This window comes from Massilia hydrophila, from assembly GCF_020208145.1.
In the GTDB taxonomy this organism is placed as follows: Bacteria; Pseudomonadota; Gammaproteobacteria; order Burkholderiales; family Burkholderiaceae_D; genus Telluria; species Telluria hydrophila.
On the sequence record NZ_JAHYBX010000003.1, the window covers coordinates 211770 to 224140 of the forward strand.

The window sequence follows — 12371 nt, forward strand, 5'->3', positions numbered from 1 at the left end:
AACAGATATCCAATTGCCAACACAAAACTTCAGTATCTCGCATACAACAATGTGTCTGAAAGGCGCGCCAAAGTGACAGTTTTAGCAAGTCCGCCACGGTGCTAGCGGCCTTGTGCCCCCATCGCTTCGCCAATCGCATAGAAATGCCCGCCTGCCACGTGGTGGATGCTGCGCCATCCCGGGTCGGCCGTCTCGAAATGCCAGCGGCCGTCGCGGAACACGCGGACGTCGGCCCAGGCGGCAGTGACTTCGCCGATGAACAGGTCGTAGGCCTGCTGGTTGTGCGGCTCCGGCAGCAGGCGGCAGGCCAGCCATGCCGAACAGCCCTGTACCAGCGGCGCAGCCACGCCCTCCATGCGCATCAGCGAGACACCGGTGCGCGCCAGCTTGTCCGGTTCGACATGCAGGGAGTGGTGGCCGAGTGCCTGGGTCAGTTCCAGCTGGCGCACGGTGGGCAGCTGGATCACGAAGCTGCCGCTGGCTTCGACCAGGGCCCGGGTGCGGGTCGACTTGTCGAGCACCACGGTCAGCCTGGGCGGCGCGAAGTCGAGCGCGCAGACCCAGGCCGCCGCCATCACATTGTCGACGCCGTCGTGGCGGGCCGAGACCAGCGCGGTCGGCCCATGGTTCAGCAGGCGGTAGGCCTTGTCGAGGGGAACCGGGAGAATGTCGTCGTGCATGCGTGCTCCGCTACGGGGGAGATCGCAGTCTGCCATGAAGCGGCGCGTGGGGGCGCCCGCACGCCTCGCCTGTCGATGCCGGAGCGGCGTTGCAGGAACGTGAACGGGTGCTTAACTTCCTGTTGCGGTCGCCATACAGTCATGCTAATTTTGAAGCCGACTCTCCTGTCCGCCAGGCCGCCAGGCGCCGCCGCCCGCGTCTCGCCCGCGCTGACGCCGGACAGACACCATGATCGGGACGCCACGATGACCCGCACCATCCCGCTTTCGCCGCCGCGCGTGCACCGCTTGCCCGGGATGCTGGTCTTCGGCGCCACCGACGTCGGCACGGTCCGCAGCAACAATGAAGACAATCTCCTGATCGACGAAGCCATGGGGCTGGCAATGCTGGCCGATGGCATGGGTGGCCACGCGGCGGGCGAAGTGGCCAGCGCCGGCGTGCTGACCGAAATGCGCGCCTATCTCGCCCAGCACGCTCCTGCCCTGCCCGCCTTCTTCGCCGATGGTGGTCCCGAGGCCGATCCCGACGCCACCTGGTCCGATCCCGCCGCCGGCGCGCTGCGCCTGCTGCACGGCGCCGTCACCCATGCCAACGCCCGCCTGTATGCGCACAACTGCGCGCGTGGCCGCACCGAGGGCGATGGCATGGGCGCGACCCTGACCGGGTTCTGGCGCGCCTCGGCGGTGGCGCCGTTGGTGGCCTTCCATGTCGGCGACAGCCGCCTGTACCGCCTGCGCGGCTGCGTGCTCGAGCAGCTCACGCGCGACCAGACCCTGTACCAGCAGGCGCTGGAAGCGGGCATGCGCGACCGTCTGCCGGCGCGCAACGTGCTGCTGCAGGCCATGGGGCCGGCGCCGGCGGTGACGCCGGAGCTGCGTTCGCACCAGGTCGTGGAGGGGGACGTCCTGATGTTGTGTAGTGATGGATTGCATGGGACGGTGGCGCATGCAGAGATCGAGGCGACCTTGGCACACGCAAATTCCTCCACGCTCGGCGCAATATGTGAACGCCTGATCGCGATGGCGAAAGAATCGCATTCGCGCGACAACATCACGACTGTGGTCGCCCTCTGCGTCTGAACTGATGGTGGATGCAGGGACGTAAACCGGCTGGATCGCGTCCTTTCCATTTCCAATAGAAAACAAGCTCAAAAAAATAGGCACCAATCGGAACGCGCAGCGAGTGAAATGGGGCGCGAATTCCGGGAACACAGGAATCGATTTTAGCGGCCATAACAAATAGAAGCGCACTATCGGCCGCAAGAACGCACCCAAAGATTATTCATGCAGTTTGAAAAACCCGCATGCTAGTATTTACTTGACGTCCTGATCAATCAAACACCGAAAATCGGCACGGAATGGAATCCGCCGGTATCGTTCCAGCACGGGAGTTAATCATGCAAGGTGTTCAATGGCCGCTCGACTACAATATTATCCGCGGCAGGAAACTGTCCAATACGTATGGGCGCTTCAAGGAACGGTTTGCAGGTTGCCACTGGGGTTGGGATTTCTACGCAGGCGTCGGCACGCCTTGCTATGCGATCGCTGATGCGATTTCAATTCAAACCTATCAAAGTTCAAGCTTTGGATTGGTGCTCGTGCTCGAGTTCGACCACGAGGGCCGGCGCCTGTTCGCGGCTTACTGCCACCTGGACAAGGCAATCGTGCAGGGCGCCGGGCCAAGGAACCAGATCAAGGCCGGCGATTTCGTGGCCTATACGGGAAGTTCAGGAAATGCAAGCAACCTCAAGGGCGAAGAAGAACACCTGCATTTCGAACTCAGGACATCCGTCCGTCCACTCCCTGGCGAGAAAGGACGCCTTTCGCCCATCGAAATATTCAGGAAGTGCCCATTGAATAGCCCGATCATTACACCGCACCGCACGTCGGAAATGCCGAAGCGCCAGGGAATGGTTGCGTGAACCGCTGACATGCTACGGCTCCATCATTGTCGATATGTGGTTTATGCGGTTCTCGGACTGCAGTTCCAGAACTGCCCTGCGAAAAATCCAGGGGACGGATCCGGGGTGGACGCATTCACGCGGCATGCGCAAGCAATACCCGACCATTGCAAGGAATACACCGATTACCCGGCATCGGAAGAATTTTCCGTGGTATCAGCAAAATGCGGGAAGCAATATATCTTGTGGCTAACCAAGGCCAATATGAACAAAGGCAATGATCAAGTAGCAAGCAACATTGCCGACCGGCGCCTTATCGGGGTACTGAAGCGTGGTGACGTTTTTGTCAGCGGCCCTTTTTGCTATGACAAAGGCGATAAAGAGATCTACCTGTCAGCGGTAATGCGATGGCATGGACAAAAGAAAATAAGGCCCGGGAACGAAGTTATCATCGATGCTTGGAAACCTGATCTCGGCCAAGGTCGTTTCGTCAGGATTCCAAGAGCCGACATGAAGGCCATCAGATGCACGATCAGCGACGACTGATCGTATCAATCCAGCCATTTCTCATCATGCACCGCAGCGCCTTGCTGCCCTGCGACTATCACTGCGGCGAGACGAGCATCGACAAGCTAAAAGGATCGCGATGATTGTCGATTCTAATCGACGCTTTTTCCTGAAGCTGGGTCATCAGGGTCGGCGCGCTGACAACGTTCGGGCCTTTATACACCTTGCCTTCGATCCGTATATCTTCAGGCGTTTTGCCTTTATATACCGTCATTTCCAGGCGCCAGTCACCCGAGATAACGGCGAACGTTTCTTCTGCCCTGACCTGCACACGATGCGCAGATCGTTCACCGCCTGCCTCGAACGTCATCGCCAGCGTGTACCGTGGTCCGCCATCGACTGGCGCTGCACGTGCGCCTGACGCAGCGGTGAACGATCCCGCGGCCAGCACGGCAGCGACACAACAAGCGACGAGTCGGCGCATTCCCGACGGGGGCACATGCAAGCTCATGGAAATCTCCTGGTAGACGATAAATAGGCAAGCCAGCGTCGTCGTAGTATAAGGGCGGCGCCATCCCATCCATTCCCGCACCATCGCATTTATTTCATGTTTGGTCGAGCGCGGATAGCGGCATGCTGGAATGGACAGGGAGCGTGTCACCCGTTCAGCCTTCCCAGTGAGCGTCAAGCATGGCTGAAAACCGCTCCACGCCTGGCAAGCCGTCATGGATGAACAAGCGCGGCGCCATGCTGGGACTCCCCAGGGTCCACCAGGCGCTCTTCCCACCGAGGGAGACGCCCGTTGACTCGCGAAACGCCTCCCAAGGCTGTACGGACGGACGGGAAATCGGACAGCCCTGGCCTGGAGGGCAGCCTGGCGAACCGCCTCCAGGCGGGACCTCGTCCATTGTCTTCAAGGCGGCATCGAAGCGGCTCACTGAAAAGCCATCGGCGAGTGCCGACAAGGCCAGGTTTTCCAGTTGCGCGAACCAGGGATCGTAGCGCCCGAAGCAGTCACGCAGCACAGGCATGCCGTCCAATGGTGCGGCCAGCAGCAAGGGAAAGCAGCGCCCCACGCGATCGTGGCTTGGCATCATCACACCTGCCCATGGCTGGTCGCCGCAAATGCCGGGTGCGGCAAGGTAGCGCCACAATGGACTGTGGAGCCAGGTTTGTAGCCAGGCACTGCCCAGGTCTCGCTTGCTCTGCACCAGCGCCCCCTGCAACCAGTCATCGAAACATGCGCGGACTTCGGGCGCAAGACGGCGCCAGATAAAGTCCCCATGGCTGGGCAACTTGCCAAAGAATCCCGGAGCCTGCTCCATCTGGCGGTCGGCCTCTACCACCCCGCCGGACAGCGAAAGCCCTCCAGGGCCTCGCGCCGGAACGGATTGATCACGCTGCCCGCCGTCAGCACATAGCTCATCCTGCGCCCATCCAGGTCGAACCCCAGCTGGAAGCGTTCGGGTTGCGAGCCGGGCTGCAGCGTGCCGCGGTCGACCATGCGGAACCAGGCCCACGGTCCTTCGGTGCGCAGTTCGGTGCGTAGCGGCGGCGTGGTCTCGAACTGCACTAGTCCTCCCCCCTTCCCGGACGGCAGCACGATCGGCACCGGGCGCGCCGGCGTGCCCGGTGCGTACGGCACCGGCTGCCCGTCGATGTCGAGTATCACCCTGGCCAGGGACGGATCCGCCGCCTGCGGCGCCAGCTCGAAGCGCAGCGACGGCTGGCGTCCGCCCCCGGCGAAGAACATCTCGCGGATGCGCGCGGCGCGCTGGAACTGGTTCAGGACTTCCTGCCCGATGCCGGCCGGCGCCATGCCGCTGTCGCGCCAGCGCCACTGGCGGCCGGACTGGTCCACCTGGGCCGCCAGGTGCCGGGCGAAGAACTCGTCCATGATGCCGCCCGGGCCGAAGAACTTGCCGAAATCATCCAGCGTGGCGTCGCGCCCTGCTGCGCGCACCAGCGGATAGCGGCCGGCAATCGCGGCGCCGCAGAAGCGCGCGCCCTCGGCCGCCCACAGGGCGCGGATGCGGGCGCGCTCGCTGCCCAGCGTAAGGCTGGCGCCGGCGCTGTCCACGGTCTGCAGCATGGTGCCCAGCGGCGCCGGCGTGCCTTCGGCGGCGCGCTTGATCCGCTGCAGCGTTTCGCCGCCGGGGGCCGGTGTGCCGGCGCGACGCGCCTGGTCGGCGGCGTCGAAGAATTGCGAGGCGTCCTTCAGCAGGGCCAGCTGGGCGTCCAGGGTGCCGGGCGTCTTCTCGCTGCCCACCAGCCGGTGCAGCGGGGCGAAATGCTGGTCCACCGGAGTGCCCGCTTCCGCCGCGGGGGCCGGCGCCTCTTCCTCCGCGCCCAGGGCCGCTTCGAGCTTGCGGCGCGCCGCCGACAGCTTGCTGCGCACCGCCGCGTCCAGGGCCACCGCCGATCCGGGTCCGGCCCCTTCCAGCGTGGTCTCGCGCGCCGCGACGGTCAGGAAGGCCTTCAGCGGCGAGTCGGCGCCGGCCAGCGCATTGGTGATGCGCGCACCCTGGTCGAGACTCGAGAACGGCGCGATGCGCACATCGCCCAGCAGCGCGTCCCAGGCCCGGATGTAGTCCGCGTAGTAGAGGCGCAGCACCGCGGCCTGCATGTCCTGCGCGCTCAGGGCCGCCACCGCGCCTTCCGCCTCGCGCCGGTCGAGCACCCAGCTGTCCTTGGCGATATCGGCCAGGGCGGTCGGCGCCTGGCGCAGCAGCTCCCGGTAGCCAGCCACGCTGAACAGGCCGGGCACGCCGCGCGTCAGCGGCTCGCCGCTGGTGCGGGCCAGCAGCGAGGAGACGTCGCGTCCGGCCGCGCGGTTGACGCTGATCTCGGGCAGCCGCGCCTGCGCCACCTTGCGCCGCAGGCGGTTGTAGACCCGTTCCGGCAGCGGCATCAGCGCCAGCTTGGCACGCACCTCGCTCACCAGTCCGGCGTCCAGCGGCGGCGGGTCGGCCGCCGCGCCGCCCGGATCGAGCAGCGCGCCGACGTGGGCCGCCAGTGCGTCGCGCTGGGCGGCGCTGGCCTGGGGCAGGCTGCGGCGCCAGTCGAGGTCGAGCCAGGCCTGGACCGACTCCGGCTCCAGGTGGCGCGGCTGGCCCAGCATCAGGTAGACGCGCAGGGTTTCGTACAGGCGGTCCTGGTTGTTGGCCTCGCCCTGGCGCAGCACGTCCTCGAGCCGCCCCATCACCTGGGGCAGCAGGGCCGAGCGCAGCAGGCGCTGGTAGGCCAGCTGCGCCCCCGCACCCAATTTATCCGACTGGTTCAGGCCGACCCGGTTCAGGAGCGGCACACCGGCCTCGCGCTCCTCGAAACCGCCTGGCAGCGTGCGCGCCGCGTTCAGCATCGGCAGGGCCTCCAGCAGCGAGGCATCGGCCGGCAGCGCCCCGACCATGCGCGCCAGCGCGTCGCTGCGCGCGTCGGCCTCGCGCACCACGCGTTCGTTGCGCAGGTAGCTGGTGGCCAGCGCCGCCGCGAAGCCCGCCACCAGCAGCGCCGCGGCACCGGTTGCCGCCCAGCGCAGGTAGCGCCGGCGCTGCTCGTGGCGCGGGTCGAGCCCGGCCAGGCCGGCTTCCTTGAAGATCAGCTCGCGCAGCAGGCCGGTGATGAAGTAGCTGCGCCCGCTCGCGGCGTTCGGCGCGAGTACCTTGCGATCGAGCCCGAAGCTGGCGGCCAGCCCCGCCATCACGCGGTCGATCGGATTGCCCTCCTGGGTGCCGCTGGTGAAGTAGACACCGCGCAGCTGCGCGCCCTGCTCGTAGCGCGTCGGCGCGAACACCGTGTCGAGGAAGCCTTTCAATACCTCGCCCAGGCCGGCGAACTGCTGCGGGAAGCGGTACAGCAGGGCGCGCCGCTGCAGGTCGCGCTCTTCCCCCATGCGGCCCAGCACGCGCGCCTGCAGGCGCTGCTCGAGTTCGTGAAAGCGCACCGGGAACCCGGCCAGTGCCGTTTCGGCCGGCCCGATGGGAAAGGTCATGCCCCATACCTGGGCACGCTCTTCGCGGCCGAAGCTGTCGAAGAACTCGACGAAGCCGGCCAGCAGGTCGCACTTGGTGACCGTCACATAGATCGGGAAGCTGCTGCCCAGCCGCTCGTGCAGTTCCTTGATGCGGGCGCGGATCGCGCCGGCCTGCGCCTGGCGCGCGGCCGGTCCCTGCTGCAGCAGGTCGGACACGCTGAGCGCCACGATGATGCCGTTGATCGGGCGCCGCGGGCGGTACTTCTTGAGCAGGCCGAGGAAGCCGTGCCAGCCGGCCTGGTCGACCTCCTGGTCGCTGTCCTGGGTCGTGTAGCGTCCGGCCGTGTCGAGCAGCACGGCGTCGTCGGTGAACCACCAGTCGCACAGGCGCGTGCCGCCCACGCCGCCGATCGCGCCGGCGCCCATGGTGTCGGCCAGCGGGAAGCGCAGGCCGGAGTGCGTCAGGGCCGTGGTCTTGCCGCTGCCGGGCGCGCCCACGAACATGTACCAGGGCAGCTGGTACAGGTATTGGCTGCCCCAGGCACGCCGCCCGGGCGCCGCGCGCCGCAGCACCGCCAGCGCCTGCTGCATGCGCTGCTGCAGCGCGGCCTGTTCCTGCAACGCGGCCGGCGCCGGCATCCCGGGCCCGGGTTCCGGCGCATCCGCCGCGGCCAGGCTGGCCATCAGGCGCCGGTTGGCGAGATGCGCCTTGAGCAGCTTCGCGCCATACCAGCCGGCCCAGGCGGCGAACATCAGGAGGATCACCGTCCAGCGCGCGGCGCGTCCGGCGAAAGGTTCCTTGCCGTCGAAAGCCAGCAGCGGCGCCTCGAACCAGAACACCAGCGACAGCAGCAGCACGCCGACGAAGGCTAGCACCGGGCGCTTGAACAACCAGGCAAACAGACGTTTCATGATTCCCCGCCCTCGTGGACTGCGTTGGAAAAGCGCGTACCTTGCTACGAAGCGCTGCTAGGAAGCGCTGCTTGGTGCCAGCACCACCACGTCGACCCGACGGTTGCGCGCGCGCGCGGCCGGACTGTCGTTCGGCACCAGCGGCTCGGCCTCGCCACGGCCTTCGACGCTGTAGCGCGCAGGCGGGCCGGCGCGCGCCGCCAGCATCGCCATCACGCTCTGCGCGCGCGCCTTGGACAGGTCGTAGTTCGACGGGAAGCGCGCCGACAGGCCCGGACGGGTGTTGTCGGTGTGGCCGACCACGATCACCTTGCCGGGCAGCGTCGCGAGGGCCTCGCCAATGCGCACCAAGAGGCCATGCAGGCGCGGGTTGACTTCGGCGCTGCCGGAATCGAACATGCCCTCCCCGCGCAGCGTGATGGTGGTGCGCCCGGCCGTCTCGTGCACCGTCACCAGGCCCTGCGCCACCTCGGGTGCCAGGAAGCCGGCGACCCGCGAAGGCGCGGGCGGCATCGCCGCCGGGGCCGGCGCCGCCGCCTGCGTCTGGCGCAGCGCCGAGAGCTTGGCGAACACCGGGTCCGAACGGCGGTTCAGTGCGTTCGAAGCGAGCAGATGCGCCGCCAGCAGCAGCACCCCGGCCAGCGCCGCCAGTACCCATACCGGCGTGCGCCGCAGCGGCGAAGCCTGGGGCGCGGCGGCCCCGCGCCAGTGCGGCGACAGGTCTGTCTCGGCCGGGCCACGGTGCTGGCGGATCAGCTGCAGCAGGCGCTCGCGCAGCGTGGCCAGCTGGGCCTGGCCCTGGTCGGCCAGGCGGAAACGCCCTTCCAGCCCAAGCGCCAGGCACAGGTACATCAGTTCCAGCAGGTCGAGGTGGCGCACCGGGTCCTGGCTCAGGCGCTGCAGCACCAGGAAGAATTTCTCGCCGCCGAAGGCTTCGTTGTGGAAGGCCACCAGCAGGCTGCGCGAGCCCCACACCCCGCTGCCCCAGGCGGTGCCGGAAATCGCTTCGTCGAGCAGGGTGCACAGGGCGTAGCGCGCGGCCGCAACCGATTCGGCCGGCACGCCGGCGGCGCGCGCCTCGGACTCGAAGCGGCGCAGGGCCTGGGCGAGGCGTTCGCGCAGCTGGCCCAGGTCGGGCGGCTGGGTCATGTGGCGCAGCGGGACGACCAGGTCGAGCAGCGGATTGGCGGCCCGCACCAGGGGATTCAGACCGCTGCCCGGCGGCGCCTCGTGCAGCGGCAGCGCACTGTCGATCGCGGGCGCGGATGCCGAGCTGGCTGGCGCCGGCGCCGGCCGGCGTCCTCCCGGATTCAGCACCAGCATGGTGGCGTCGCCATCCGGCGCCGGCTTGGGAGTCCCCTGGGTGTCCATGCGCACTTACCTCCTGATGGCCCAGAACTGCATCTGCAGTCCCGGGAAGTCGCCGGCCACGTGCATCGCGAAGCCGGCCGACTGGTGCAGATGCTGGAAATATTCGCTGCCGCCGTCGAGTTCGAAATAGGTGTAGCCGGCATAGAACGGCAGCTGGCGCGGCGCCACGGGCAGCGGGCGCAGGCCGATGCCCGGCAGCTGCAGGTTGACCAGGTCGCGGATCTTCTCCACCGAGCCGATCTTCACCTGGGCCGGGAAGGCGCCGCGCAGCGCTTCCGGCGGCAGGTGGGCATTCACCGCCAGCACGAAGGTGGCCGAACGCAGCAGCTCGCGGTCGGGCACCACCGCCACCCGGATGCCGAACTGGCGCTCTTCCAGCGCGATCGGCACCGCGTGCGTGTCCATCACCGTCGACAGCGCGCGCCGCAGGTCGGCGATCACCGGCGCGAAACTGTCGGCCAGCGCGTCGTGCCGGTATACGGGATAGCCCGCCGCGCGCTTGCCCGGATCCGTAAAGGTGGCCAGCTCGCCGGCCAGCGCGGCCAGGGTAGCGTACAGGGTTTCCGGATGCACGCCGCTGGCCGTGGCCAGGTGGGCCGCGAGCGGCTCGGCGCGGTTGATCAGCTGCAGCAGGAGGAAGTCCGCGATCTCGGCCGCCCCGGCCGCCCCCGGCTGCGACAGGCGGCCGGCCAGCAGGTCGCCGCGCGCGTGCAGCAGGCCGACCAGCTCGTCGGCAAAAGCGGCCAGGCGCGGCGCCACCCGGTAGTCGAGGCAGGGCGGGCTGTAGTCGGGGTCGAGCACCAGGCGGTCGTCGGCGCGGCGCTCGACCACCCGCGCCACGCCCATGGTGGCGTAGGCGTTCGCCACCTCCGCCGCCGGCGCCAGGCGCAGGCGCAGCTTGCCGACCTGGAGCAGCGCGCTGTTGTCGAGGCCATTGCTGTCCCAGGCCTCGTAGTCCTCGGTGCGGTGGCGCGCGAAGTTGTCCGGCCCCGCGCCATCCCCCACTTCCGCGATGCCGTGGCGACGCAGCGGCAGCGCCAGCACCACCATCAGGTTGCGTGCATCGGACGCCACGTCCAGCGGCAGCGGCAGGTCGTCATCAAGCGGCAGTGCGAACGGGGTGCCGTCGGGTAGCACGCCGCTGCAGGCGCGCAGGGCGATCTTGCCGAGCGCCAGCTGGTGCTCGTCGATCTTCAGCTCGGAAAATCCCCAGCCGTAGGGACGCAGGCCGGCGACCCGGCTTTCGAGCTGGCTTTGCCAGTAGCGGTCGTGCTGTTGAAGGTGCTGCGGCTGCAGCAGCATGCCCTCGGACCAGACCACCTTGTTCTTCCACGCCATGTTGCTCCTTCGGGTAATGGGCGCGTGCTAGCGCCTGGCCTGGCGCAGGCGTTCCACCTGCTCCTCGTACGCTTCCGAAAATTTTTCGCCGTACAGGCGCTGCAGGTCGTCCTCGGCCTCGCGCGCGATCTCGCCGTACAGCTCGACCAGCCGGTCCCACATCCGCGCCTTGCGGCTGGAGACGAGCAGCTTGTCCAGCGCCTTCGGCTCGGCCAGGCGCGCCTCGATGCTGGCCGGGTCGAAGCGGTGCAGCACGGCCGCCAGCGCCGCGCGCATGCCGGCGATCACCGCCAGTTCGTGCGCGCGCAGGTCGTCGAAGGCGCCCGCCACCGCCTCCACCGGCTCCAGGTAGCCGCTCATCGACCCGGTCAGCATCTGGGTCAGCGCCCCCTCGGCATGGGGGAAGAACTTGAGCGGATTGTTGGCGCGCACCGACAGCATGGTCATGTCGATCCGGCTCTCCTTCTTGGTGAGCGCGCGCGCCATCAGCACGTCGATGGTGCCGGCGGTCGCTTCGCGCAGCATGGCGCCCACGGTCTCGGCCACCTCGATGGCGGGACGCTGCAGCTGCAGCCCCGGCAGGCCGAGGCCGCGCAGCAGCGCGGCCAGCACGGCGTCGCCGGAGGCGTCGGCCGCGCCCGGTGCTGCCGGTGCTGCCGGTGCTGCGGGAGCGGCGGGAGCCGCGGGAGGCGATGCGGACGGGGCGTGCGGCGCCTCGCGCCAGGGTTCGGAGTCGACAGCAGGCTGGCTGGCTGCCATTGCCTCCGGCACGGGCGGCGCTACGGCGTCCGGTGCCGGATCGCATGGCGGAACGTCGGGGAGCACGGAGACATCCGCCAGCGGCGGCTGCGGCGCTGGCTCCGACGGTGTGCGCGGCGCGAGCAGGTCGGCCAGCGGATCGTAGTCGTCGGGAATGGCAAAGCCGCCACGCGGCATTCGCGGCACCAGCGGCGCGGACGGGGCCACCGGCACCGGATGCCTTGCCTGCGCCGGCAGCGCATGCCCCAGCGCCGCCAGTTCGGGCGACACGTGGTCGCTCTCGGCCGCACGCGCGGGCCTGCCTGGCGCCGGCGCCGGCGCGAACAGGTTCAGGCCCAGCGGATCGTCGTGGCCGGCCAGCTGTTCCGGGGCGACGTCGAGCAGGCTGCCGCCGGCCAGCGGGTCGAGGAAAGCGGGTTCCGCGAATGTCGCCGCTGCCGCTGCCGCTGCCGCTGCCGCTGCCGCATGCACCGTTGGCGCCGGCACCGGTTCCAGCGGCGGCAGCGGCAGCCGCGGCGCCGGGGCCGGCGGCTCGAACAGCGGCAGCGCGGTGTCGTTGGGCGGGGCCGGGGCCAGGGCTGGCGCTTCCGGCATCGCCTCCAGCACCGCCTGCAGCAGGTAGTCGCCGATCTGCACCCGGTCGCCGTGGGCGAGCGCAACCTGGCAGCCCTTGCCCAGCGGGCGGTCGTTGACGACGCTGGGGTTGCTGCCCAGGTCCTCGAGCACGAAGGCGCCGTCCTGCACACCCACCCGGGCATGGATGCGCGAAATGTACTTGCTGGGGTCGTCCAGTACCAGGGTGTTGTCGGGCGCGCGGCCGATCTGGCCGCCCTGGGCATCGAAGCGCACGGCCGGCGCGGGGGGCACCGGCTGGTGCCGATAGGTCAGGATTCTCAGGGTCAGCAGCATCGCATCCTTGCCTGTTCCGGT

10 protein-coding genes are annotated in these 12371 nt (G+C 68.5%); 3 read left to right on the forward strand and 7 right to left on the reverse strand.

Annotated elements, in window-relative coordinates; translation table 11 throughout:
* Positions 1-101 precede the first annotated feature (101 nt).
* The gene (locus LE190_RS10485; protein ID WP_225238641.1) at positions 102-680 is read right to left on the reverse strand and encodes a flavin reductase family protein; all 579 of its coding nucleotides are present in this window, start codon (positions 678-680) and stop codon (positions 102-104) included.
* A gap of 246 nt (positions 681-926) precedes the next feature.
* On the opposite strand from LE190_RS10485, the gene LE190_RS10490 reads away from it, so the two are divergent.
* From LE190_RS10490 to LE190_RS10500, 3 genes are all read left to right on the forward strand, one after another.
* Positions 927-1760, forward strand: a complete 834-nt coding sequence (locus LE190_RS10490; RefSeq protein WP_225238642.1) for a PP2C family protein-serine/threonine phosphatase — start codon at positions 927-929, stop codon at positions 1758-1760.
* 317 nt (positions 1761-2077) lie between these two features.
* On the forward strand, positions 2078-2602 hold the full coding sequence (locus tag LE190_RS10495) for a M23 family metallopeptidase (protein ID WP_225238643.1): 525 nt from the start codon (positions 2078-2080) through the stop codon (positions 2600-2602).
* Positions 2603-2707: 105 nt separating this feature from the next.
* On the forward strand, positions 2708-3127 hold the full coding sequence (locus tag LE190_RS10500) for a hypothetical protein (RefSeq protein WP_225238644.1): 420 nt from the start codon (positions 2708-2710) through the stop codon (positions 3125-3127).
* Positions 3128-3185: 58 nt separating this feature from the next.
* Here the strand turns inward: LE190_RS10500 and LE190_RS10505 are convergent, their stop codons facing one another.
* From LE190_RS10505 to tagH, 6 genes are all read right to left on the reverse strand, one after another.
* Positions 3186-3599, reverse strand: coding sequence for a hypothetical protein (locus LE190_RS10505; protein WP_225238645.1), 414 nt, complete (start codon positions 3597-3599; stop codon positions 3186-3188).
* Between the two features lie 154 nt (positions 3600-3753).
* Entirely contained in the window at positions 3754-4413 is a 660-nt protein-coding gene (gene tagF, locus LE190_RS10510; RefSeq protein ID WP_225238646.1) for a type VI secretion system-associated protein TagF, read from the reverse strand.
* 14 nt (positions 4414-4427) lie between these two features.
* Positions 4428-7973 carry a type VI secretion system membrane subunit TssM gene (tssM, locus tag LE190_RS10515; protein WP_225238647.1) on the reverse strand — a complete coding sequence of 1182 codons (3546 nt, stop codon included), beginning with the start codon at positions 7971-7973 and terminating at the stop codon, positions 4428-4430.
* A gap of 57 nt (positions 7974-8030) precedes the next feature.
* On the reverse strand, positions 8031-9344 hold the full coding sequence (gene icmH, locus LE190_RS10520; RefSeq protein WP_225238648.1) for a type IVB secretion system protein IcmH/DotU: 1314 nt from the start codon (positions 9342-9344) through the stop codon (positions 8031-8033).
* Between the two features lie 6 nt (positions 9345-9350).
* Positions 9351-10682 carry a type VI secretion system baseplate subunit TssK gene (gene tssK, locus LE190_RS10525; protein ID WP_225238649.1) on the reverse strand — a complete coding sequence of 444 codons (1332 nt, stop codon included), beginning with the start codon at positions 10680-10682 and terminating at the stop codon, positions 9351-9353.
* A gap of 27 nt (positions 10683-10709) precedes the next feature.
* Positions 10710-12350 carry a type VI secretion system-associated FHA domain protein TagH gene (tagH, locus tag LE190_RS10530; protein ID WP_225238650.1) on the reverse strand — a complete coding sequence of 547 codons (1641 nt, stop codon included), beginning with the start codon at positions 12348-12350 and terminating at the stop codon, positions 10710-10712.
* Positions 12351-12371: the final 21 nt, after the last annotated feature.

Coding starts and splice junctions, on each gene's coding strand:
- LE190_RS10505 (WP_225238645.1), bottom strand. CDS start 3,599: ATGAGCTTGCATGTGCCCCCGTCGGGAATGCGCCGACTCGTCGCTTGT.
- tagH (WP_225238650.1), bottom strand. CDS start 12,350: ATGCTGCTGACCCTGAGAATCCTGACCTATCGGCACCAGCCGGTGCCC.
- tssM (WP_225238647.1), bottom strand. CDS start 7,973: ATGAAACGTCTGTTTGCCTGGTTGTTCAAGCGCCCGGTGCTAGCCTTC.
- icmH (WP_225238648.1), bottom strand. CDS start 9,344: ATGGACACCCAGGGGACTCCCAAGCCGGCGCCGGATGGCGACGCCACC.
- tagF (WP_225238646.1), bottom strand. CDS start 4,413: ATGGAGCAGGCTCCGGGATTCTTTGGCAAGTTGCCCAGCCATGGGGAC.
- LE190_RS10495 (WP_225238643.1), top strand. CDS start 2,078: ATGCAAGGTGTTCAATGGCCGCTCGACTACAATATTATCCGCGGCAGG.
- LE190_RS10485 (WP_225238641.1), bottom strand. CDS start 680: ATGCACGACGACATTCTCCCGGTTCCCCTCGACAAGGCCTACCGCCTG.
- LE190_RS10490 (WP_225238642.1), top strand. CDS start 927: ATGACCCGCACCATCCCGCTTTCGCCGCCGCGCGTGCACCGCTTGCCC.
- tssK (WP_225238649.1), bottom strand. CDS start 10,682: ATGGCGTGGAAGAACAAGGTGGTCTGGTCCGAGGGCATGCTGCTGCAG.